Origin of the sequence: Bacillus sp. SIMBA_074, assembly GCF_046534555.1 — a bacterium.
Classification (GTDB): Bacteria; Bacillota; Bacilli; order Bacillales; family Bacillaceae_G; genus Bacillus_A; species Bacillus_A mycoides.
Genome location: NZ_JAWRYM010000004.1, coordinates 172,447 through 196,489, shown reverse-complemented (window position 1 = coordinate 196,489; position 24,043 = coordinate 172,447). Strand labels below are relative to the sequence as shown.

Below are 24,043 nucleotides of genomic sequence, written 5' to 3'. Positions count from 1 at the left end.
TTTTCCTCCTTGATTATTATATTTATATAACAAAAAAGATCGTCTGGTTGCATCAAATGTGCAACCAGACGATCTTAGTAAACCATATATATTACCGTAGACTCTAAGCTTTGCGGCCTATCCTTTCGAATAGTGTGCTAAAAATATTTTTTATTCTTTTTTTGTTTCATTTTCCTTTTGAACCAAATATTACTATACCGTCTGGACGGTTTTAATTCAACACTCTATACAATTATTCTATTATTCTAATAAAAAAAACAATTCAACACTGGATTAAATAACCAACGGTGAATTGTTTTATATTATATAGTTTATATATTCTATTTACAAGAAGCTGAGATAAGAGCTCGAATCACTTTTTCTCTTAATTCGGGACTTATTCTTCCAACCCCTAAACATTCCGAATACCATAACCCATCTGCTGCTAATCTAATAATTGTGGCACAAACCGAATCCATCTCATCATTTTCTATTTTATTTTGTAGTTGCTGAAATGATTTTTGTAATGGCTCAAGTAATTCAGGTTTTAGCATTAATGCTGCCATCATACTACTAGACAACTCTTCTGTTCTTCTCTCATTACTTAATCTTTCCTCTACAAAAGAACGAACCCACCTTCCTTTCCTCTTTGAGTCTTCTGCTACTTTATTGTGAATAGCCCCCTGATAATCCTCTACCCCTTTGAGTATCATACCCTCTATTAAAGCTTCTTTATTTGAAAAGTGATACAACAATCCACCTTTACTTACACCCGCCTCTTTTGCTACTGCTTCTAAGGTTAATTTAGCAACCCCTTTATATTGCACAATTTGAGAAGCGGCAGATAAAATTTTTTGCCGTGTTATGCTTGTACTCATTCCTTTTTAAAACCCCCTTTCTACTAAAATTATATAAATACGTATCTTATTTTTAACTTTGTTGAGGAGTACTAAGTATTTTCTTTATACAACAAAGGCTTCACTACCTTTAAATTGTTAGTTGCTTCTTCTATTAAAAATTTCCATATCATTCAATATGATAACATCAAATACACAGAGTTGACTATACATCTATACTTTTATATTCATTCCTAATATATCCATGAATAGGATTTACTAGTTTAGATCTTCCTATTACTTTATCATCTTGATTGTTTTACCTTATAAGGCGGCGTTAATTCTTTCAGCACTAAATAAAAAAATGTTATTACTCCCGTTGAATTGAGTAATAACATTTTTTTATTTATAAACTACTTAACAAATTCACTTCACAAAGAACGAATTTATCAAAGTCTTCTATTGCTACAATTGTGTGCAAATTCAAGAAAAATCAAACCACCTATCCCCTAAAGAATATAGGGAACAGATGGGTTAGATGTTTTATTAGAAAGTAGTACCTTCTTTTTTATAATATTCTTTTGAAATCTCTTCATAAAATGCTGCCGATGTCGCGTAGAAATAAGGTGCAGACCATAAGAAACCGATTCCTAAAGTAAGAATACTTAAAATGAACCAGCCAAGGAAACTTAAGCATAGTAAAAAGTAATCCATTTTATGCCCATTCATCATACGGCGACTTTCGGTAATTGCTTGATTCGCTGTGTATTCTGGACGATCATTCAAAATAAAATACGTCATAGAATAAGAAAATGATTTAATAATACCCGGAATAATAAGAAGTAATGTCCATAGCATCAAGTATACATACATTAGTAAATATGTTAAAAACGACTTCATAATCTTACTTCCATCGCTAAACCATCTAAATAAATCACCAATGCGAGCACTAGTCTCACGGATTACATTTAAAACAAGATAGTATGCGCCTATTGTTAACGGACCGATAACAAGCATTGCAATAATACTTACTGTAAGCGAATCACTTGCTTCTTCCCAACCCCAAAATATCGAGAAAACACCTGTAATTAGAAGTTCAACAGCTCCAATAAGGATTCCAAGTAATAAGGTTGCCCCTACCGCTAATCCCCATTTTCCTTTTAATGCATCAAGTGCTTCTCTTTTCAACTGACTTATCATATATAACCTCCTAATATTATTTCTATATTAGTATACCATTTATATCAAAAATTTCACGAATTTCCCTGAAATAGAAAGGTACTACCTTTTTTTCTGATACGTATTGAGAAATGTGAGCTGTATTTGCACCCATATATGAATCAAACTACTCATTTCTCCATAACAAAAAAGCCTGCCTTTCATATAATAGGCAAGCTTTTTTAAATTAATTCTCACTTATTCTCTTCTTATACCAATCCTGCATTCTCTCCGCATCTTCTACTCTCGTATGCTCTAGTTTATAATTCGATGATGCACTAGAAAACGTATACGTACATAAATCCGCTCGGCGCTGGAAATATGATTGTGTTTTTTCAATTGATTGGACGTGTCTTCTTCTTACAAGTCCTGTATGTTTCCCAATACTACGATGTATAATCGTAATTTGTTCTCCGTTTACACCGTAACCATTTGTTTTAAATGTTGCGTATCCAAGTGTAAAGATGAGGATAGCTAGCGGTAACAACGCCCACATGATGAAATACTTTTCAAAGTATATGCTTATCCCAGTAAGCGGGACTGCTAGCATTGCGAAGAAAATGAAACTATCAATTAAATAACGGCGCAAGGCTGCTTTTGGTAATGCAGTAATATTTGTATTCAGTTCATATGGCAATTGTAAATGAGCGAGTAACTCTTGCACACGATCTTTTCGAATAATCGGATGCAGCGTAACTTTGTCTTTCTCTTCTCCCAATCCCTTACTTTGAATGACTTCGACTTGCACAGCACAATAACCGAACATCTGACGGAAAATACCTTCTTTTATCGTAATCCCTTGAATGCGGTGTAACTTTAGTACAAGTTCTTTCCTTTCAAGTAATCCTTGAGAAATACGCACTTCATCGTTTTTTCGATTTACTGTGAAATTACCATGTTTTAACGCGTAACCAATTGTAGATATAATCCACGAAAGGACGAGTAAAATAGCTACCATGTAAATCCAGCCGTATATATCATGATCCATTACATACGACTCTACGCTATTTTTTATCCATTTCGGAATGTACTCATCTACTTGGTGATACACGAAAAAGATTAATGAGAATAATAGTCCAAACTGACCAGATGTAACAGATGCTAATAAAATTTCTTTCAAAGTTAATTTGTACTCTGTCGCTTGCTTTTCCTCTGTCATAACTTCTTTTTCTACTACTTCTTCTGATGTTTCTTCTGCTTTTACTTCTGGAGTTGGCTCATTTAGTAAGGAAATAAGCTCCTTCGCCTCATCTTCTGTAATACCAGCTAGGCTTACTTCGGCATCATCGCCTCCGCCAGCTGTTTCGATTTGAATTTTCTTTAAACCGAGCATTTGATATAACACGTTTGAACTTGTATTAATCGTTTGAACACGTTCTTTATTTAAGTAGCTCTCCTTCTTCACAAAGAGCCCTTGTTTAACATGTAATACGTTATTTTCAACCCAGTATGTTGTGTAATACCATTTCTCAAACGCTGAAAAGACGGTGAGTAAACCGAATCCAGCGGGAATTAAATACCAAAATGGAAACTTTCCATTTAAACTAAACATGAAAATAAGTAATGGTAAAAAGTCTGTCAATCTCAATTCTAATAACATCGTGATTGGATGCTGCCTCTTATACATCCTCATCACTCACTTTCGCTAATTCTGCGATTCTCGTTTTTAACATTTCTGCTTCATACATCGTTAAGCCTGGAATGCTGTGAGAAGTTGCCGCTGTTGAAATATGTAATTCTGCTAATCCATGTTTTCTCATAATTGGTCCTTGTTCAATTGTAACGTGCTGTACACGAATCATTGGTACTAATACGCGCTTTACGACGAAAAGACCGTGCTGAATTTCAAGTTCTTCTTCATTTAGTTGGTAGCTATAATAACGCTGACGTAGTTTCGGGAATACAAAGTACGAAAATGGTGCTAGCGCAACTGTTAACCCAACCATCACATACAAAATCCACGCCCACCAATCAAACTTTATCATAAGGAACAGGTAAGCTAAAATGACGAGAATACCTATCCCTTCTTCAATTACAGCACGAACTTTCCACACCTTGACCATGTCAGGATGAATTTCATTTTTCAATGGATCCATGTAACCACTCCAAATCTATTAATCTAATATATGAATTGTCTCAATCTATATTTTACATAACTTTACATAAAATTGAAAATTTATTATTTATCCGTTTTTTTCTCAGGAATAAAATATCCGAACCAAAGGAGCCAAACTAAACTAATTAATGCGAGCCAACCTTTATCCGCTTGGAAAGCTTCAATCATACCTGGAATTTTATACACTCCCACAAATCCAAGGAAACCGAGCCACCAGTTTTTCTGCATTTTCATTTTTATTCCCCCTCCTTCATTACGTTTTTCACATTTCGAATCCAAATTTCTTTATACTTTAAATCGAATCCTATTAATATGTAATTACTCATATTATCAATAACGAGCGCTAACGTATGCGCGTTTTCTTCAGTTGCATGTTGTGACACAACACCAAGTTCCACACCTTTCTTTAATAAATCGTGGAATCCATTTAAGAAATCTTCTTGTATTTCAAATAAGCGTTTCTGGTACTTTTCATTTCGCGTCGCAGTTACGATGAATTCATTTATAACGCGTAATATGCCTTCTTGACCTCTATACTCAGACAACATATGTAAACCATCTGCGATTAACTTTTCTGCAAAGTTTTCTTTCGTATATTGTTCTTTATCGAAGTAACCCACGAAATAATATCCAGAAAAAATCTCTTCAAATAAAAAATCAACTAGCGCTTCTTTAGACGGAAAATGATAATAAATAGCTGGCTTTGATATACCTACTTCTTTCGCAATCATTGAAAGACTCATCTTCTCAATGCCGTGCTCTGCCATTAGTTTAAATGATGCATCTACAATGTGCTGCGATGTTTGTAAATTTTTTGTCATACTGTACCTCTTCTATTTTTACTTACCGGTCGGTAAGTAAATTGTAAAATGAAAATGAATGATTTGCAAGTTAATTAGAGTTTTAAGAGGAACTTCTTGATGAACCTAGAAAAATATAAAGTAAAAACAATGTATAACGATAAGGAGGGTTTTCATATGGGATCTGGCGGTAAAGGTGGTAGCGGCGGCGGTGAAGATGGCAAAGATGGTAAGAGCGGTAGTAGTGGGCTTTTATTACTCATTCTGCTCTTTATCGTATTCATTATAATTGGAGCTAGTTATAGTGTGTTTAGCTTCTAAGAAAAGACACAATTCAGTTAGTTATAGTAGCGTAGAAAACTGAAACAGAGATTAAAATTTTCCTTCTTAAGGTTTCTTCACCAGTAAGGGCACACAAAATAGAAAGACCCGGTTATATTTAACAGCCAGCACTTTCTATTTTCAGTACTCTTATAATGTTTCAGCTATATTTCGCGCTCTGCCGCACACGTAAATCATTATTGATCATCCACAATGATATACGCTGTTCGGATTGGCCCATGTACACCTACGACAAGGTTCATTTCAATATCCGCGCTATTTGATGGACCAGAAACAAAGTTCACACAAGCCGGCAAGTTTTCTCCCGCTTTATTTTGATTATGGATCAGTTTTGTAGCTTGGGTTAATCTTGGTACAATCGTACTTTTAGGAACGATTGCAATATATGACTCTGGAAGCAAACTAACATGCCTTCCTTTTAACCCGTCATTAAATAGTACAACGGTTCCTGATTCCGCTAGAGTCATATCACTGAACGTAATGCCAAGGTCAGCAGCTTTCGCAAATTTTCTGTCCTCTTCTTTATGATCTAATCCCCATGTACGAAAATGTGTTGTTCCTTCATTGCTGAAACATGGCGTAAGACCATACTCATTAAAGCGCTCATCATTCGAACATATAACAGATTTGATATTCCAACCTTTTATAAAAGACCCCAATGTTTCAACAAGATTTTCCTTTGTTGTTCGCTTTACTTCTGTATGAATCACTTCACAGTGCTCTATTAACTTTAATACAAGTTCATCTTGCGCCAGTCCGTCAAAAACATCCCACTGCGGGGAAAAAGACCAGTTCGGTTTTTTCACTGCTTCTGGACGTTTCCTACCAAGCTTTTCTGATAACTGTAGTAAAAATTCCTCACGATTTTGGATGGCCATCATTGTTCTCCTTTTCGTGTTTTTCAAACCACTCTCGAAACGGTTGTTTTTTCGGAACTGGAAAATCTCTCGCATCCGTCCAAGCTTTTAACGGCCCAATTCCACGCTCGATCTTATCCCCTTTTGCAAGAGGTTTTAATGCATACGGAGCGCTCTTCGCTGCAAAAGAAAATAGTCTAGGACTCTTCACCGCTTTTTCAAAACCTTTCATAGCCACGTTCCAAGCTACGGGTGATTGTTTTTCTTCTACAATGCGGCTGCGATGTTTAATTAATAAGTCGTGTAACGGGATTTTCACTGGACACGCTTCTGTACAAGCACCACAAAGGCTAGATGCATAAGGTAAATCCTTATATTCATCATATCCCCCTAAAAGCGGTGTCAACACAGCTCCAATTGGCCCTGGATAAATAGAGCCATATGCATGCCCACCAATATGCCTGTATACAGGACACACATTAATACATGCCGCGCAACGAATACACTGAAGAACACTTTGGAATTCTGTTCCTACAATATCGGAACGACCATTATCAACAATGACTAAATGAAATTCCTCAGGTCCATCTTCCCCACCAGGTTCAGTTAATCCTGTAATATAACTTGTTAACTTTTGTCCTACAGAACTTCGGCATAGAAGTGTTACTAAAACATCAAGCTCTTCCCATGTCGGAACAATACGTTCCATCCCCATAACTGTAATCAACGTTTTTGGAAGTGTCGTAGTAAGTCTTGCATTTCCTTCGTTTGCTACGATAGAAATTGACCCAGACTCTGCAACAGCAAAGTTACATCCAGTCACCCCTATATCCGCTGCAAAAAAATCATCACGTAAATAATCTCTTACAAACCTCGCCATTTCCGTAGGATCAGATGTTCCAGTGTAATCTAACTTTGTTTTAAATATTTCACAAATGTGTTCTTTATCTTTGTGAAGACACGGAACAACAATATGCGAGGGAGGATCATGGTCGTTCACTTGTAGAATAAATTCAGCAAGATCTGTTTCTAACACTTCCGCTCCTGCTTCTTCAATCGCTTCATTTAAACTAATCTCTTCTGTTACCATCGATTTTGATTTCACAATTTTTTTCGCATTTTTCTTTTTTACAATCCCTTTTACATATTCCCTTGCGTCTTCTGCAGTCTTTGCGAAATAAACAAAACCACCGTTTTTCTCAATATTTTCACTTAGCTGATGTAAATAATAATCAAGGTTTTCTAATGTATGCTTTCGAATTTCTTCTCCTAAAGCTCGCCATTCCTCCCAATTCCCAAGACTCTCAGTAGCTTTTAATTTCTTGATTCTAAGACCATCTTGCGCTTTCCTAACAGCCTGTCGCATAAATTGATCCCCAATACCGGTTGCAGTACGCTTATGAAAGGGATCGTTCCCAATTTTCATTCCCATCTCTATATCCCCCCTTGTTTTCGATCTTCATTTAATACTTGAGCAATATGTTTTACATCAATTGGATAACCATTACGTGTTAAACGTCCTTTTATATTCATTAAGCAGCTACAATCCATCCCAATTAACAATTCCGCACCGGTTTCCATAATATGCTTTACTTTTTCCTCAACCATTTGCTCAGAGATTTCTGGCATTTTCACCGAGAATGTCCCTCCAAATCCGCAGCAATCATAATTATGCGGCAATGAAACAACTTCCAGTCCCTTTACACATTTCAATAATTTTTGCGGCGGTTCCTTAATCCCCATTAATCGGCTCATATGACAAGATGTATGAACCGTTGCTTTTTTATGAAACTCCGCACCTAAGTCTTCTTTCCCTAATACTTCAACTAGAAATTGTGTGAATTCATATGTTTTATTTGCAAGTTCCGTAGCCTTTTTCTTCCACTCCGCTTCACTTTCAGAAAATAAGCTAGAAAACTCATGAACCATCATAGCGCAAGAGCCCGATGGTGCCACAACATATTCTGAACTGGAAAAGGCTTCAATCATATGTTTTGCAGCTGTTTTTGTTTCTTTAACATACCCGCTATTATAAGCAGGTTGTCCGCAGCAAGTTTGAGTTTTTGGAAAATCAACTTCACACCCTAAATCTTCAAGAATTTCCACAACATCTTTCCCTACTTCTGGATAAAAAATATCTGCAACACAAGTGATAAATATTGATACTTTCATATTTTGCACCCCTAAATACAGTAAAGTAAGCTCAAGCAACTTTATCTGTATATTATTGGTAAAAAAATTAAAAATATGAATAAAAATAAAAAAAAGCATCCTAAATGTGTAATTTAGGATGCTTTTTGTAAAACAAATTAATTTCTATTAAGCAATCGCATACGATAACAATTCATCGTCACTTCCCCAAGCCTTTGCAACAATTGATAATTCGCATATGCGCCAACCGGGGCACCGATGATTGGAACGAGTTGAAGCATTTTTGCTAAATCGATATAGTCTCGGTATTCTGTTTGGAACTTTTCCCAGTCCATATGATTTTCTTCTTCTGTATCCCACGTTTCAATCGCTTTCCATACTTCTTTTCGGTAATCGTCACTTGAAAAAGCAAGCTGGAAAACGTGAAGAATAAAAAGGCGCTCTTCTTTTTTACTCGTATCAAATCCGTACAATGTTGCTGCATCAAATAAAAACTTTATTTTAATAGTAAGTAATAACGGGAAATCGGCAAGGCCAAGGAGAATACCACCTGCTCCTGTTCCTGCCCCTTCTGCCGCTGCAACTTTTTTGTACTCATCCATTTTTTTACGTACTTCATCATCTCTTCTTTGCAGTGACCAGTTCGTTTCTTTTAGCTTCGGTTTTATGAAGTTTGATCCAGCGCTAATTGTTTGCACCATCATCCGAATCGTTTCTGTTAGTACCTTTTGCACTTTCGCGGGCACTAGTTGTTGCACTTTCACCTGCACTTTTTTAGAGAACCGTGTCATCATAGAAGAATCTTTCATGAATGTAGCTTTCCACTGCTCCAATTCTTTTATAACCTTCTCTTCATATGTAATCATAGGTTCATTCCTTTCAGTTTAAACGCTCAATGCGCTTTGCACCGTATTGATAAACGAAACCAATACTAAATAATATGCTTACTACAAATAAAATGCCGGTCATTATGAAATCTTTCGTCGCAAGTGCAAATATAATTGTAAATACAACGCTACCAATGATAAGAATCGCATTTAATAAAGTAAGGAAATCTCTCTTCTTCTCGTCTCCCCCTACCGGATATAAATCAAGCCAAACTTTCATACGGTGATGTTTCCAAAGGGTTAAGAGCTGGTAGCCGATTAAGTATAAGAAAACAAGGCTTACGATAAAACGTCCATATAAAAATGGGATAAAGTAAAGAATAATTCCCCCAAGAACGAGTAAACGCATATATAATCCGAAATAGTTACCCGATCTTAAAAATGTTCTCGTATATAAGTATAAATATGTACGTTTCTCACCAATCATCGAAAGAATGAAATCAAGCCATTTCCTACGTGATACTCTCTCTTTTAACGCTGGTACATCAACGAACATATTCGCAATGCGGTACAGCAGCATCATTTTTTTACCTTCTTCAGAAATTAAATACTCCCAGTTTAGCGGCTTTCCCTTCACCTTTTGATGCATAACAGCAAGGTATAGCGCCATAAGAAAGACAATTACACCGGTAAAAATGAATGAAGTACGTTCTACAAGGACGTACACAAATAAGCCGTTTAAGATAAAGCGAATGAACCAATCTGCTTTTTGAACGCTTTGATCTGTTAAAAATGATTTTTCCCACGCTACGAATAAATTCCACGCTTTTACAATGACAAACGCGATTACAATCCATATGTAATTGGCACCTGTTTGTTTCATTTGCTGGAAATATAACGGGGCAAGCGCAGCTGCTACCATTGCGATTATGTATAACTGAATCATAAACGTAAAGAGAAATGCCTTCGTAAAGTAAGGCTTTAACTTTTCTTCAACTGGAAGCAAATACACGAGATCCGCTTCTTTTAATAACGTTTGGATGGACCCAGCTGTTAATACGAGGCCAAGTAAGACTGCCATAACAAACGCTGTCGGAAACGAAGGTGTTAACGTTTGTAACCATTGCTGGTAATAATACGCTCCTGCGCCGATGATAAATACGAAAATAAATTTCAAATGATCATTAAATACGTATTTACTATATGTACGAACTTCTTTTAGAAAGTGCCGAAATCGTTCTTTCCATAACGCTGTGCTATTCATAATCTTCTTCCTTCGTTAACGCAATATAAATATCATCAAGCGTTGCACCAGGCATATTAAACCCGGATTGAAGTTCTGATAATGTTCCCATCGCTCTCACTTCACCTTGATGCAAAATAATGAATGAATCACAATAGCGCTCTGCTGTCGCTAAAATATGTGTACTCATTAAGATGCCCGCACCACTCTTTTTCATTTGATCCATCATTTGAAGAAGTGATTGAATCGCTAAAGGATCAAGCCCAACGAAAGGTTCGTCCACAATGTAAAGTGATGGTTCAACTAAAAATGCACTCATAATCATTACTTTTTGTTTCATCCCTTTTGAGAAATGAGACGGAAACCATTTCAAGCGATTTTTCATGCGGAACTCTTGTAATAGTTGTCCTACACGTTCTTCATATTGTTTTTCATCTACACCGTACGCCATCGCTGTTAATTTCAAATGCTCTTCTAACGTTAACTCATCATATAATACTGGCGTTTCTGGAATGAAGGAGAAACTAGAACGGTACGCTGTCATATCATCACGAATTGTTTTCCCATTAATTGTGACAGTTCCTTTTTTCGGTTCCATTAAACCGATGATATGTTTAATTGTCGTACTCTTTCCGGCTCCATTTAAACCGATTAAGCCGACAAGTTCGCCTTTATTAACAGAGAACGAAACATTTTGCAGTACAGGTCGTTTCGTATATCCCCCTGTAACATTTTCTACACGCAATAACTCGCTCATACGACACCACTTTCTTCATTAGTATTCATTCTACATTCATCTTACCAAAAATGGCGCTGTACTACATAGTATCGATGTCTTAAAAAAAAATTTAAATTTCTTGGCATATATTTTTACAAAAGCGGACATCATAATTAGTGAAGAAGGAACACATTGAAAAAGCAACCACCAATTGATGAGTACAACAACATAGTGAAGTCATCATGAAATGGGGTGTCCAAGTTGGACAATGAAATTTACACATAACCAGATAATTTGTTTCATTTTCGAAACGGGGTGTCTCCGAAAGAGCATATACTGTTTTAAAAAATAAACAATTTCATTTTAAAAAAAGATTGCAATTCATTTCACTTGAAAATGGGGTGTCTACGGCAGAAACTTTAGCCGATTTACCGTGCATTTCTTATATAAATGAGGTGTCTGCGAACCGTAAATTATAAAAAATGCTTTTTCAATCCCTCTTCAGAAAACAGGAAGCTGAGTCAGCTTCCTGTTTTTCGTGTTTGTTCTCCTATGTAATTATGGTAAAATACGGCTAAGACTATTTGAAAGGATGAGATCGATGAATCATACAGCGGACAATTGTATTTTTTGTAAAATCATTGACGGGCAAATCCCTTGCTCAAAAGTATACGAAGATGAACATGTACTTGCATTTTTAGATATTAGTCAAGTAACAAAAGGACATACTCTTGTTATTCCGAAAGTACACAAACAAGACATTTTTGCGTTAACGCCAGAAATCGCATCACATATTTTTGCTGTCGTTCCAAAAATCGCAAATGCAATGAAAGCAGAATTTAATCCAGTTGGTTTCAACCTACTTAACAATAACGGCGAGAAAGCTGGACAAACTGTATTCCACTTCCACCTTCATTTAATTCCACGCTACGGTGAAAACGATGGTTTCGGTGCTGTTTGGAAATCACATCAAAATGAATACACAATGGAAAATTTACAAAACATCGCAAGTACAATTGCAAATAGTGTGAAATAGTGCCACTATAATAAGAAGTAATACATAATAAGCCTATTCCTCTGGCATTTATTGTATGGCTTCTTTCTTCACAAAAAATGCCGGGGGTATGATTTTTTGTGCATAGCATGTACAAGAGAGAAAAGCTCACTTTTCTTCCCCTTGTCTTAAAGATATGCACACTTTTATACATCATGAATACGAACGAAAAATAAGGAGGTTTCCTTTTATGTCAAAAGCTAAATCCTTTATTACAGGTGTACTTTGCGGCGGAGCAGTTGCTGGACTAGCCGTTCTTTTCTCAACTCCTTCTTCTGGTAAAGCTATGCGCGGTAAGCTGAAAGAAAAAGGAACTGATATTAAAAAAACATTAGCTGATATTACAGCTGATACGAAGTTATTAAAGCGTCAAATCGTTGAAACTGCTTCAGAAGGTAAAGAAGTATTCCAAGAACTAAAAGACGATATGCATGACACGCTTTCTAACTGGAAACAAGATATTTCTCAAAACAAACGACATATTGAAAAAGAAATTTTAGACATTCAAAAGTCAATTGAGAAACTACAAGAAGCCGTTCCAGAAAAAGCTTAAACATATTCCTGCTTAGTTTTTTGCATATAACAAATATTTTTCATACGAATTGACCTTAACACGGCATATCACATAGATATGCCGTGTTTTTATGCATTTACAATATATGTTATCCCTTAACATGTAAAGACAACACATGTATTCTTGACTCATAAAACGCTTCCATAGTTATGCATGATTTGTATAGAATGTTATTTTTCCGAAAAATTTTCACAATTCTCACAAAAAGACTTTATTAATTTTTATTTTACTGGCATAATAGATAATAATGAAAAAAGAATGTTAAAGTGGGTGAGTAAATGAAAAGTGGAGAAAAAAATTACTCGGTAAAAGAAGCGATGATTTTCAGCCAACGTATTGCTCAATTATCGAAAGCGTTATGGAAATGCGTAGAGAAAGATTGGCAACAGTGGATTAAACCTTACGATTTAAACATTAATGAGCATCACATTTTAACCATCGCTTATCATTTAAAAGGGGCTTCTATTTCTGAGATTGCTAAGTTTGGAGTTATGCACGTATCAACGGCGTTTAACTTCTCTAAAAAGCTTGAAGAACGTGGCTATCTTATATTCTCAAAAAAAGAAGATGATAAACGAAATACGTACATTGAAATTACAGACAAAGGGGAAGAATTACTACTTCGCTTAATGGAGGAGTATGATCCTGAAAATAATTCTGTTTTTAATGGGGCACTTGAACTTCGTAATTTTTACGGTAAGTTCCCAGAAAATATCGAACTGATTGCAATCCTGCGTAATATTTACGGACAAGACTTCATCGATATTTTTGAGAAATCATTAGAAGATATCGAGGAGAACTTTACGGAATCCGATCAAAAGTTAGTTAAGAAATAATCTATTTATCCTTTCGCAATCATGCGTAAGAATTCATTCATAAGTGGCACAAATAAGCCCTGTTTTGCTAGCGCTTCCGCAGTTTCGTGTACTTCGAGCTGATGTGGAAGCGCTTTTTCAAATTGATCTAATAGCGCATCAAACAATAGAAGGCCTTCTGCTTTCTCCACTACACACTGTTCGTTCAGTCTTTCACAAAGTTTTAGTATACGTTCAATGTCTTTTTTACGAGCTTTTTTCTTTATGATTAAAGAATAAAATGGACACTTTTCTTCATCAATCATTTTAAATAGTAGGTCTACGTAGTATTCAGCTTGTTCTAGTCTTCTTACAACGTCCATTTTCTCCCTCGCTTCCTAACACAAAGTCTTCTATTTCTGAATTTTGTAACACGAACAAAATATCGTATGATACAATATATAAAGTATATGTATTTTAGCCAAAAGGAGGTCTCGCCTCATGACTCTTATAACCGTTGTTTTTGTTGCATTCGCACTTCTTGTTATATTTTACACGAATTTCATGACACATACACTGTGTGAGCGAAAACAAATATCTGCGAGCCGCCAGCCCGGTGTCTTTCGAGTTATTAATGTATGTATTACCATTCTATTAATTTCTAGTTATGTAGAAATTATATTTCATGGAAAGTGAGGAAGGAAGCCCCTTCCTCATTTTTTTCCTCTATAAGCAAATTATACCTACTATAACTAATAAAATAAACAGTACAAGTAATAAAATAAGTTTTGAATTCATCCCCCATCCCCTCCTCTTTTCTGTATATGCGACATCCGCCCAATATGGTACCCTTTCAAAATCTGACACAAACTGGTTAAAATTTCTTTATCCCGCATTAACGGGCAGTAGGCAAAATGAAGTAAAACCTAATGAAACTGCCCGTAAATGCCCGATTCGTTCAACTAATAATCCTTTGGGACACTTCACCCAAAGGATTAAAGTTTCACTTTATCAATAGGAAAACCCGTCGAAATATGATATATTAAATTTTGTACATATTGCTTATACTATGAAATAAACGACACGCATCTAAACTTTATCCTAAAGCCTCGGTAAGCCCTGTTAAGCGTGCTTTTACATATAAAAAAAGCAAAGACATCAGTGAGACTTAATCAGGTTCTTATGAACGAAAATAACCTATCATAAGGAGTTTCTTCATTCGTATGGGATAAATTAAAAATACATAATAGTAGGAGTGTTTATTGAATGAAGAAAGCTATGCTTGCCTTAGCCGCAACAAGTGTAATCGCATTATCAGCATGTGGAACATCATCATCATCAGACAAAATTGTTACATCTAAAGCTGGTGACATCACTAAAGAAGAGTTCTACAATCAAATGAAGACACAAGCTGGTAAACAAGTACTAAATAACATGGTTATGGAAAAAGTACTTATTAAAAACTACAAAGTCGATGAAAAAGAAGTAGACAAAAAGTTCGATGAAATGAAAAAGCAAGTCGGTGACCAATTCGATACACTAATGAAACAACAAGGCCTTAAAGAAGAAACAGTTAAAAATGGCGTTCGCGCTTCATTAGCTCAAGAAAAAGCTATTGAAAAAACAATCACTGATAAAGAGCTAAAAGAAAACTACAAGCCTGAAATTAAAGCAAGCCACATTCTTGTAAAAGATGAAGCTACTGCGAAAAAGGTTAAAGAAGAGCTTGGACAAGGTAAATCTTTCGAAGATTTAGCGAAACAATACTCTGAAGATACTGGTTCAAAAGAAAAAGGCGGAGACCTTGGCTACTTTACTGCTGGTAAAATGGTTAAAGAATTCGAAGACGCAGCTTATAAAATGAAAAAAGATGAAGTAAGCGAACCTGTAAAATCACAATTCGGTTACCACATCATTAAAGTAACAGATATTAAAGAACAAAAACCATTTGATGAAGTAAAAGGCGACATCAAAAAAGACCTTGTTCAAAAGAAAACACAAGATGCTCAATTTATGAACGATCTTATGATGAAAGAAATCAAAAAAGCTGACGTAAAAGTTGACGACAAAGATTTGAAAGATCTTTTCGAAGAGCCAAAAGCTGACGCTAAAAAAGACGAAAAGAAATAATGAAGTGAAAAAAGCTTGGGTAGCCCCAAGCTTTTTTATTTTGTAGTAGTTTTTTATCGATAAATCGATATACTCCCCCATCTTACTCCATTCAACACAAAAAAACCTTGATTTCGTACAGCACGAAACCAAGGTTTATCTTATTATCATTGATTAAATTAAAAAACTATGGTAAATTAGTACAGAAACACATTCGTCAAAATAGTAGAATGTATTTATCCGTATCTTAATTGTACACCAAAACACATCTTCAGTCAACCTCTATTTTTCACTTTTAAAGGAGTGCTTACCGCATGAACAAAAAACTTGATCAAGAACAAAAACGATTAGATACCGTAATCGAAACGATTACGCAGCAAATTGATAAACTGGAAAGCGAAACTGGCAGACGCCGGGCAGAAGTACTCAACATTCGTAAACACTTTTGGGATGATGTAAAAGTTAACACTGATACTTTTGACGATTATCTTGAAACGGTTATCAACTTAAGACAACAAGCTCAGTCACTAGCCGTAACACAAATTACCCATAAGCACACCTTTAATCGACTTGCTGCATTACGCCGTATGCATAAAGCACCTTACTTTGGACGAATTGATTTCAAAGAAGAAGGAGAATCTGGCGCAGAACAAATTTATATAGGAGTTGCTACACTTACCGATGCAAGCGGAGAAAATTTTCTTATATACGATTGGCGCGCACCCATTTCGAGTGTCTACTACGATTATCCGCCAGGACCGGCTGAGTACAGTACACCAGGAGGCGTAATCCACGGTAATGTGGAGAAGAAATTGCAATACATTATTCAAAATGGCGAGATTGATTCTATGTTCGATACGAGCCTTACAATTGGCGATGAAATCCTGCAACAAGCGCTCGGAAAAGGAACAAACAAACATATGCAAAGTATCGTCGCTACTATTCAGCGCGAGCAAAATGAAATTATCCGTCACGATGAAGGGCGACTACTTATCGTTCAAGGAGCTGCTGGTAGCGGTAAAACGTCAGCTGCCCTGCAGCGAATTGCCTACTTACTATATAAATATCGCGAATGGCTAAAAGCAGATCAAATCATTCTCTTCTCCCCTAACTCCATGTTCAACAGCTACGTATCTAACGTACTGCCAGAACTCGGTGAAGAGAATATGCAGCAAGTTACATTCCAAGAATATTTAAACCATAGACTAAGTAAGTCATTTGATGTTGAGGATCCTTACGAGCAATTAGAATATATGCTAACTGAAACGAATAGCGCAAATTATAAAACTCGAAATGCGAGCATTCGATTTAAAGCATCTACTCAATTTTTCGAGATGATTAGAGCATACAGACAATCTCTTGAATCTTCAGGCATGCTATTTAGAGGAATGAAATTTAGAGGAAAACTGATTGCCTCTGCTAAAGAAATTACAGAGCAATTTTATAATACTGATTCCTCCCTCCGCTTCCATAATAGAATCGAGAAGTTAACGGATTGGCTAAATAAACAAATAGACGCAATCGAAAAAACAGAACTGAAAAAGCCGTGGGTAGAAGAAGAAATTGAATTACTTAGTAAAGATGAATATCAAAAAGCTTATAAATACTTACAGAAAAAAGGCGAGTTTGACGACAACTCCTTTAATGATTATGAGAAAGAAACGAAAGTACTTGGACGGATGATTGTCCGTAAAAAATTAAAACCGTTACGTAAAGGCGTTCAAACGCTACGTTTTATCAATTTTACAGGCATATATAAACAACTCTTCACAGATGCATCATGGGTTACTGGAGAAAAGCCTAAAGAATGGGACGAAATTTGCTCATTAACTGTGAACATGCTTGATGAAGGAAAGCTACATTACGAGGATGCGACTCCATTTTTACTTTTAAAAGAATTAATTGAAGGCTTCCAAACGAACAGATCAATTAAACACGTACTTGTAGACGAAGCACAAGATTATTCTCCGTTTCAGTTCGAGTTTTTAAAACGTCTCTTCCCTGCCGCAAAAATGACAGTGCTCGGAGACTTTAACCAAGCAATATTTGCCCATGCGAGTGAAGCAGTGAATTTCAATACACTTACTAGCTTATACGGACCAGATGAAACGAACGGCATCAACTTAACTCGTAGCTATCGCTCAACAAAACCGATTATTGAATTCACACGCTATCTCGTACCGGAAGGAAAGAATATTAACGCCTTTGAACGTGACGGCGAGAAACCTACAGTGACTAAAGTTTCTGATTACAGCGAACTGCATGATCGTATCACTTCTAAAGTTGCTGAACTACAAAAACAACAGCACAATACGATCGCAATTATATGTAAATCCGCAGCTGAAAGTGCCGCTGCATACGAAGCACTCAGTCATATCGAGAATATTAAACTTGTGAAAAGTAACTCAGCCGAGTACGAGCAAGGCATTGTCATTATCCCTGCTTATTTAGCGAAGGGTATCGAATTTGATGCTGTCATTATTTACGATGCTTCTAAAGATGTGTACAGTGATGAAAGCCTACGTAGATTGTTCTACACTGCTTGTACACGCGCAATGCATGAATTGCAGCTTTATAGCGTTGGTGAGGTTAGTCCTTTTGTAACAGGGGCTGCTTCGGAGAGTTTTAAATGTATAACGAAAACACCTTGATTTTTATCAAGGTGTTTTTTTCATTCTAAATGACATATCTTTACGTCGATATACACTTAGCACGATCCCCATTAAAAGCGCATGAAATACAGTTGGTGTTAATCCATAACTAATAAAAGGCAATGATATAGCAGCAATCGGTAATAAGCCTAGGATCATGCCCACGTTATAAATGAACTGAACTACAAAAAGAGTCATTCCTCCAACGAGAAGCAATTTACCATACCGATCATTTATTTTATAAGATATGATTACTAACCTTGCTACAAAAAGAGAAAGAATTAAAACAAGGACCAAGGCAAGGAAATACCCGTAATAGTAAGTCAAACTTGCAAACACAAAATCAGTATCTGGAGCAGGGAGGAACTTTGTATCTCCAGATGTACCAAACCAACCTGCTGACGACATTACCTCTTTTAAACGCACATACATAAAGCCTGCGCCCCCTGCATCACGCTCTGGGTTTAAATACCCTAAAAATCTATCCAAATGATATCCTGTTACTGAGGACCAGGAAAAGGATACCCTTATAATCAATAAACAAATTGGTACAATTGTAATAATCAATGCTTTTTTCTTTCCTAACTTACTCCACCAAAACATAACAAATATCATCGTGATATAAATAAAAATTGTTGAAAGGGTTGATACAATGAAGAATAAATACAAAGAAAATAAATACAAAAACACGAGATGTATAACCTTTAACCTACCGTTATTGAAAAAAGAAGCCCAAGCTAGAAAAAAGAACGGCACTGCCATTAAGCAGTCAATTGCAATGGGACCAATTTTTATTAACGGTTCGCCAGCCATCGAAGCGTTTGGAAAACAGTATAGCATTAACAGGATAAGTACTCCGATTGTATAAAACAGCCATCCGAGTCTTTCTAACTTCCGATAATCAATCAGCATCATCCCAAGAGCTGCTACAACACCGAGAATAACAAATATCAACTTATTCATTATTACATCATTCGTATATCCAAAAGCTAAAACTGGCAAAAACCCTAACCCCATAGCAGCCACTAATAAAACAATTAAGAACCAATCAACCTTTGGCTTATGAAGTTTGTTAAGTTCTCTGCCAAGCTTGATCGGACTTCCCATTTGTTCAACAGCTTTGTCTTCAGCAACTTCCTCACTTAACCCTTTTTCTATCCACATATTCTTCGCCTGTTTCATGTGAAAATCTAGTTCAGTTGCCACAAAGCTCTTTGCTTCTTTTGATTTAATATGATTGGTAACTTCGCTTAAAAAACGCTCCCCTTTTTTGTTCAATTTTATCTCACTCCTGTACTAATCCTTTTAATATAAACCGTGCCTTCGTAGAATCTTTTTCTGCCTTTCGCAGCATCTTGTTTCCTTTATCATTTAATTGATAATATTTAGCTCCTGAATGATCCCAACTTGATTGGATAAAACGATTCTGTTCTAGACGATGTAATACGGTATATAAAAACCCTTCATTCCCTTCGAATTTTCGAATCCCTCTCCCTCGTAGTAGCTGTGACAATTCGTATCCTGTTTTTTCATTACTGAGGAGTTGTAAAATCGCTAACGAGATGTCTTCTTCCTTTTCGTGTGATGCATTGATTTTTTCGCGCACCCGCTTTCGGTGTTGATCAGAAAAACTCAAATGTTTAAACGTTGTATTCTCCATTGATTTTCGCAGGCCTTTTAATCGATCTTCCATTTGATTATTCCTCCAATCCTTTCTTCAAAAGCTCCTTCGCTTTTTTCAGTCTCGTTTTTATCGTGTTTTCTTTCACTTCTATTACAATAGCAATCTCTTTAATTGATAGTTCTTCATAATAAAATAGATAAATGACTTCTCGATATTTTATCGGTAAATTCATTACTGCAGAAGCCAGTTCACGGTCCTTCGCATTTTGAATAACAGTTTGTTCGACACTATCATTTTGAACCCCAATATAAGCAGCTTCATCCTCTGTCACGATCACCTTTTTGTTATACCAACTTTTTATGTAGTCCTTACATTGATTAATCGCAATTCTCCACAACCACGTTTTCACATTCGATTTCCCTTTGTATGTATGAAGAGATTTATAACATTTCACAAATATATCTTGCGTTAAATCCTCAGCGACTTCTTTATTGTTCACATATGAATACACAAGCTGTAAGACTTCTTGTCCATATTTGTTCATGATTTCATCGATAAGGAGTTCCTTATCTTCTATTTCAAACGCTTCTACCGTTAATTCATCCACATCATTTCCTCCTTCCCATTTATTAGACGACGCACGTCATGGAAAAGTTTTATAAATTCATAAAAAAATACGGCTGGCAATGTCCATACCGTTTCGTTAAACCTTTATTTCAAACTTAATTCTCTTTACGAAGAGTAAATCTTTTATTATAATACAACACTTTAGTTGAGATTTTAGCGCATTCATAATAAAACAAAAAACCACCTAAAGGCTCCCCTTCAGGTGGTTCTCTATTTTACGCTAAAGCAGCTGCCTGCTCTTGTTGATCTACAGGAATTACAGCATCTCTTAACGCTTTTTCTAATTCAGCTGTGTATTTCATTTGCTCTTCTTTGCTCCAACCTAGTTTCGCAGCCATGTAGTTGATTACTGCTTCTTTCCACTCGTATACCCAGTGGATGTTGAAGAATACAGCGCCTCTGCGGCGTACGAAGAAGTCAACTGGTTTCGCTGTCATTTCGTAATCCATTGCGTATACAAGCGGGATTAGAACGTCTAGCGGCATGTTGTATTCTTTCGCTTCGTCTTTATGTTTTTTCGCTAAGTCAAACAGTACGTCAACGTTAGAGCCGTAGAATTTCGCGAATTTTTCCGCTTGTGCTGTCGTTAAACCATATTTCGTACCTTCGCCTGCTTTTTTCGCAACAAATGCCGGGAATCCGTGTGAACCACTTACATGACCACCAGAGATTGGCATATGTTTCGTATCGCTCTTCTTATATGCGCTATGGCCTTCTTTTTGTAATAGATTCGTTACGTAGTCTACTACCATTTCAGCCATTTTGCGGTATCCTGTTAATTTACCGCCCGCGATTGTAATTAAACCAGATTCAGAAGTCCAAATTTCATCTTTACGAGAAATTTCAGATGCATTCTTACCTTCTTCATAAATTAGCGGACGTACACCAGCCCAGCTTGATTCCACATCTTTTTCTGTAATTTTCACGCTTGGGAACATGTAATTAATCGCATTAATAATATATGTGCGATCTTCTGTTGTCATGTGTGGTACAGCTGCGTCTTTATCATAGAACGTATCTGTTGTACCTACGTACGTTTTTCCTTCGCGAGGAATCGCGAACACCATACGTTTATCTGGTGTATCAAAGTAAATTGCTTGCCCTAATGGGAAACGTTTTTGGTCAATTACTAAATGCACACCTTTTGATAACTGAAGTACTTTCCCTTTTTTAGAGTTATCCTTTTCACGAAGTGTATCTACCCAAGGACCAGCTGCGTTTACAATTTTCTTACCGTAAACTTCATACACTTCTCCGTCTAGTAAATCGATTACACGTACACCGCATACTTTTCCATCTTTATATAAGAAACTGTCTACTTTTGCGTAGTTAACAGCTTTCGCACCATGTTCAATCGCTTCTTTCATTACTTCAATTGTAAGACGCGCATCGTCTGTACGATATTCTACGTAGTAACCGCCGCCTTTTAATCCTTCTTGTTTTACAAGAGGCTCTTTATTTAGCGTTTCTTCACGGTTAAACATCTTTCTGCGCTCGCTTCGTTTTACACCTGCTAAGAAGTCGTATACACGAAGACCAATTGATGTACTGAATGACCCGAACGTGCCGCCTGTATGGAACGGAAGTAACATCCACTCCGGTGTTGTTACATGGGGACCGTTCTCATATACGATCGCACGCTCTTTCCCCACCTCTGCTACCATTTTCACTTCAAGTTGTTTTAAATAACGTAAACCGCCGTGTACAAGTTTCGTTGAACGACTTGATGTACCTGCTGCAAAGTCCTGCATTTCAAACACAATCGTTGATAAACCGCGTGTTGCCCCATCTAATGCAATACCAGAACCAGTAATACCTCCACCAATTACGATCACATCTAACTCTTGTTTATTTACTCCATTTAATACGTCTTTACGTTGTTTACTTGAAAATTTCATGGTAATTCCTCCCTTTGATAACGAAAAAAGAGACCACAAGCTCCGCTATAGATTTCGCCTCTATAGCGTGTTGTGGTCTCTCCAAATCTCCTACCGAATTATTAACTTGTCATCATTATAACACTGTTTATGATTATTTGAAAGCTTTAGTTGCTTCAATTGCTTTTTTCCATCCAGCATATAGCTCTTCGCTTGTTTCCGCTTCCATCGTTGGTTCAAAGCGTTTGTCCATATGCCACTGTGCTTTAATTTCATCTTGGTTTTTCCAGTATCCAACCGCAAGACCAGCTAAGTATGCTGCACCTAAAGCTGTCGTTTCATTGATCACTGGACGCTCTACAGGAACGTCTAAAATATCACTTTGGAACTTCATTAAGAAGTTATTTTTAACTGCTCCGCCATCAACGCGTAATGTATTTAGTTCAATACCTGAATCTGCTTCCATTGCGCATAGTACATCTTTCGTTTGGTATGCTAAAGATTCTAGCGTTGCACGAATGAAATGCTCTTTCGTCGTACCGCGTGTTACACCAAACATAGCGCCGCGTACTTCACTATCCCAATACGGTGTACCTAGTCCTACGAATGCCGGTACTATGTATACACCTTCAGTTGATTCAACACGGCTAGCGTACACTTCGCTCTCGCTCGCATCTTTAAACATACGCAGTCCGTCACGTAACCACTGAATTGCAGAACCAGCTACGAAAATACTTCCTTCTAATGCGTAATTCACTTTACCATCTAAACCCCATGCAATTGTTGTTAATAGGCCATGCTCAGAAGCTACTGCTTTTTCGCCTGTGTTCATTAACATGAAACAACCAGTTCCGTAAGTGTTCTTCGCCATACCTTCACCGAAACAAGCTTGTCCAAATAATGCTGCTTGCTGGTCACCAGCTACACCTGCGATCGGTACATTTTGACCGAAGAAGTGATAATCAATTGTTTCTCCATATATTTCAGATGATTGACGTACTTCTGGAAGCATGCTCTTTGGTACTGTTAACATGTCTAGAAGCTCATCATCCCACTGTAAGTCGTGAATGTTAAACATTAATGTGCGTGATGCATTTGAGTAGTCTGTTATGTGCGCTTTACCGCCAGACAATTTCCATACAAGCCATGTATCAATTGTTCCGAATAATAACTCGCCGTTTTCTGCTTTTTCTCTTGCACCTTCAACGTTATCTAAAATCCATTTTACTTTCGTACCAGAGAAGTATGCATCAATTAAAAGACCTGTTTTTTCGCGAACCATCTCGCTATAACCTTGTTCTTTTAACTCATCACAAATTTCAACTGTTTGACGAGATTGCCATACGATTGCGTTATAAATTGGTTTTCCAGTCGTTTTATCCCATACAACCGCTGTTTCACGTTGGTTCGTAATACCGATACCAGCGATTTGTTCTGGCTTCACATCTGCTTCACTTAAGCAAGTTGCGATAACTGCTAAAATAGATCCCCAAATTTCTTGTGCATTATGCTCAACCCAGCCTGGCTTTGGAAAATGTTGTGTAAACTCTTTTTGAGCTGAATGAACGATTTTTCCTTCTTTATTGAAAAGAATTGCGCGTGAGCTTGTTGTTCCTTGGTCTAATGAAAGAATATATTTTTTCATA

General features: G+C 36.6%; 25 protein-coding genes and 1 riboswitch. Of the genes, 7 read left to right on the top strand and 18 right to left on the bottom strand.

Annotated elements, in window-relative coordinates; all coding sequences use genetic code 11:
• Positions 1-56: 56 nt before the first annotated feature.
• Positions 57-149: riboswitch (cyclic di-GMP riboswitch) on the bottom strand.
• A gap of 171 nt (positions 150-320) precedes the next feature.
• The 6 genes from SB773_RS07695 to SB773_RS07670 all read right to left on the bottom strand — a co-directional run bounded on the left by SB773_RS07695 (position 321) and on the right by SB773_RS07670 (position 4,970).
• Positions 321-857 carry a TetR/AcrR family transcriptional regulator gene (locus SB773_RS07695; protein WP_131246049.1) on the bottom strand — a complete coding sequence of 179 codons (537 nt, stop codon included), beginning with the start codon at positions 855-857 and terminating at the stop codon, positions 321-323.
• A 504-nt stretch (positions 858-1,361) separates the two neighbouring features.
• The gene (locus SB773_RS07690; protein ID WP_215576848.1) at positions 1,362-2,015 is read right to left on the bottom strand and encodes a DUF975 family protein; all 654 of its coding nucleotides are present in this window, start codon (positions 2,013-2,015) and stop codon (positions 1,362-1,364) included.
• A 205-nt stretch (positions 2,016-2,220) separates the two neighbouring features.
• A complete protein-coding gene (locus SB773_RS07685) occupies positions 2,221-3,660 on the bottom strand; it encodes a PH domain-containing protein (RefSeq protein WP_410589302.1) in 1,440 nt (479 codons plus the stop codon).
• Complete coding sequence (locus SB773_RS07680) at positions 3,653-4,129, bottom strand: PH domain-containing protein (protein WP_002087158.1); 477 nt, start codon at positions 4,127-4,129, stop codon at positions 3,653-3,655. Before SB773_RS07680 ends, SB773_RS07685 begins: the two co-directional genes overlap by 8 nt.
• A gap of 83 nt (positions 4,130-4,212) precedes the next feature.
• Positions 4,213-4,383 carry a hypothetical protein gene (locus SB773_RS07675; protein WP_002011131.1) on the bottom strand — a complete coding sequence of 57 codons (171 nt, stop codon included), beginning with the start codon at positions 4,381-4,383 and terminating at the stop codon, positions 4,213-4,215.
• Positions 4,384-4,385: 2 nt separating this feature from the next.
• The gene (locus SB773_RS07670) at positions 4,386-4,970 is read right to left on the bottom strand and encodes a TetR/AcrR family transcriptional regulator (RefSeq protein WP_002140728.1); all 585 of its coding nucleotides are present in this window, start codon (positions 4,968-4,970) and stop codon (positions 4,386-4,388) included.
• A 156-nt stretch (positions 4,971-5,126) separates the two neighbouring features.
• Between SB773_RS07670 and SB773_RS07665 the strand changes: the two genes are divergently transcribed.
• Positions 5,127-5,270: a sporulation protein YjcZ gene (locus SB773_RS07665; protein ID WP_100248471.1), complete on the top strand. Its 144-nt coding sequence runs from the start codon at positions 5,127-5,129 to the stop codon at positions 5,268-5,270.
• A 197-nt stretch (positions 5,271-5,467) separates the two neighbouring features.
• On the opposite strand, the gene SB773_RS07660 is transcribed toward SB773_RS07665, so the two are convergent.
• From SB773_RS07660 to ecsA, 6 genes are all read right to left on the bottom strand, one after another.
• Positions 5,468-6,169, bottom strand: coding sequence for a LutC/YkgG family protein (locus SB773_RS07660; protein ID WP_410589298.1), 702 nt, complete (start codon positions 6,167-6,169; stop codon positions 5,468-5,470).
• Positions 6,150-7,580 (bottom strand): LutB/LldF family L-lactate oxidation iron-sulfur protein, encoded by a 1,431-nt coding sequence (locus SB773_RS07655; RefSeq protein WP_410589296.1) that lies wholly within the window; start codon positions 7,578-7,580, stop codon positions 6,150-6,152. The genes SB773_RS07660 and SB773_RS07655 overlap by 20 nt, the downstream gene beginning before the upstream one ends.
• A 2-nt stretch (positions 7,581-7,582) precedes the next feature.
• Positions 7,583-8,320, bottom strand: coding sequence for a (Fe-S)-binding protein (locus SB773_RS07650; RefSeq protein WP_410589294.1), 738 nt, complete (start codon positions 8,318-8,320; stop codon positions 7,583-7,585).
• Between the two features lie 137 nt (positions 8,321-8,457).
• On the bottom strand, positions 8,458-9,165 hold the full coding sequence (gene ecsC, locus SB773_RS07645) for an ecs operon protein EcsC (protein WP_002011122.1): 708 nt from the start codon (positions 9,163-9,165) through the stop codon (positions 8,458-8,460).
• A gap of 13 nt (positions 9,166-9,178) precedes the next feature.
• Entirely contained in the window at positions 9,179-10,390 is a 1,212-nt protein-coding gene (locus tag SB773_RS07640) for an ABC transporter permease (protein WP_410589292.1), read from the bottom strand.
• On the bottom strand, positions 10,383-11,126 hold the full coding sequence (gene ecsA / locus SB773_RS07635) for an ABC transporter ATP-binding protein EcsA (protein ID WP_001292616.1): 744 nt from the start codon (positions 11,124-11,126) through the stop codon (positions 10,383-10,385). The genes SB773_RS07640 and ecsA overlap by 8 nt, the downstream gene beginning before the upstream one ends.
• A gap of 562 nt (positions 11,127-11,688) precedes the next feature.
• On the opposite strand from ecsA, the gene SB773_RS07630 reads away from it, so the two are divergent.
• The 3 genes from SB773_RS07630 to SB773_RS07620 all read left to right on the top strand — a co-directional run bounded on the left by SB773_RS07630 (position 11,689) and on the right by SB773_RS07620 (position 13,551).
• Complete coding sequence (locus SB773_RS07630; protein ID WP_001016832.1) at positions 11,689-12,123, top strand: HIT family protein; 435 nt, start codon at positions 11,689-11,691, stop codon at positions 12,121-12,123.
• A 208-nt stretch (positions 12,124-12,331) separates the two neighbouring features.
• The gene (locus SB773_RS07625; RefSeq protein ID WP_002011120.1) at positions 12,332-12,694 is read left to right on the top strand and encodes a YtxH domain-containing protein; all 363 of its coding nucleotides are present in this window, start codon (positions 12,332-12,334) and stop codon (positions 12,692-12,694) included.
• Between the two features lie 299 nt (positions 12,695-12,993).
• Positions 12,994-13,551, top strand: a complete 558-nt coding sequence (locus SB773_RS07620; RefSeq protein WP_002134805.1) for an HTH-type transcriptional regulator Hpr — start codon at positions 12,994-12,996, stop codon at positions 13,549-13,551.
• A gap of 5 nt (positions 13,552-13,556) precedes the next feature.
• Here the strand turns inward: SB773_RS07620 and SB773_RS07615 are convergent, their stop codons facing one another.
• Positions 13,557-13,892, bottom strand: a complete 336-nt coding sequence (locus SB773_RS07615) for a DUF1878 family protein (protein ID WP_410589289.1) — start codon at positions 13,890-13,892, stop codon at positions 13,557-13,559.
• 118 nt (positions 13,893-14,010) lie between these two features.
• On the opposite strand from SB773_RS07615, the gene SB773_RS07610 reads away from it, so the two are divergent.
• From SB773_RS07610 to helD, 3 genes are all read left to right on the top strand, one after another.
• Positions 14,011-14,205: a hypothetical protein gene (locus SB773_RS07610; protein WP_000172693.1), complete on the top strand. Its 195-nt coding sequence runs from the start codon at positions 14,011-14,013 to the stop codon at positions 14,203-14,205.
• A gap of 570 nt (positions 14,206-14,775) precedes the next feature.
• Positions 14,776-15,639, top strand: a complete 864-nt coding sequence (gene prsA, locus SB773_RS07605; protein WP_193663914.1) for a peptidylprolyl isomerase PrsA — start codon at positions 14,776-14,778, stop codon at positions 15,637-15,639.
• Positions 15,640-15,932: 293 nt separating this feature from the next.
• Positions 15,933-18,269 (top strand): RNA polymerase recycling motor HelD, encoded by a 2,337-nt coding sequence (gene helD, locus SB773_RS07600; protein ID WP_410589286.1) that lies wholly within the window; start codon positions 15,933-15,935, stop codon positions 18,267-18,269.
• 6 nt (positions 18,270-18,275) lie between these two features.
• Here helD and SB773_RS07595 read toward each other — a convergent pair whose 3' ends face one another.
• The 5 genes from SB773_RS07595 to glpK form a co-directional block, all read right to left on the bottom strand.
• Positions 18,276-19,547 (bottom strand): FtsW/RodA/SpoVE family cell cycle protein, encoded by a 1,272-nt coding sequence (locus SB773_RS07595; RefSeq protein WP_410589284.1) that lies wholly within the window; start codon positions 19,545-19,547, stop codon positions 18,276-18,278.
• Between the two features lie 7 nt (positions 19,548-19,554).
• Complete coding sequence (locus SB773_RS07590; protein WP_002011111.1) at positions 19,555-19,962, bottom strand: PadR family transcriptional regulator; 408 nt, start codon at positions 19,960-19,962, stop codon at positions 19,555-19,557.
• Positions 19,963-19,966: 4 nt separating this feature from the next.
• On the bottom strand, positions 19,967-20,500 hold the full coding sequence (locus SB773_RS07585; RefSeq protein ID WP_002011110.1) for a sigma-70 family RNA polymerase sigma factor: 534 nt from the start codon (positions 20,498-20,500) through the stop codon (positions 19,967-19,969).
• 235 nt (positions 20,501-20,735) lie between these two features.
• Positions 20,736-22,418: an aerobic glycerol-3-phosphate dehydrogenase gene (gene glpD / locus SB773_RS07580; RefSeq protein ID WP_002030199.1), complete on the bottom strand. Its 1,683-nt coding sequence runs from the start codon at positions 22,416-22,418 to the stop codon at positions 20,736-20,738.
• A gap of 133 nt (positions 22,419-22,551) precedes the next feature.
• The gene (gene glpK / locus SB773_RS07575; RefSeq protein WP_410589281.1) at positions 22,552-24,042 is read right to left on the bottom strand and encodes a glycerol kinase GlpK; all 1,491 of its coding nucleotides are present in this window, start codon (positions 24,040-24,042) and stop codon (positions 22,552-22,554) included.
• Position 24,043: the final 1 nt, after the last annotated feature.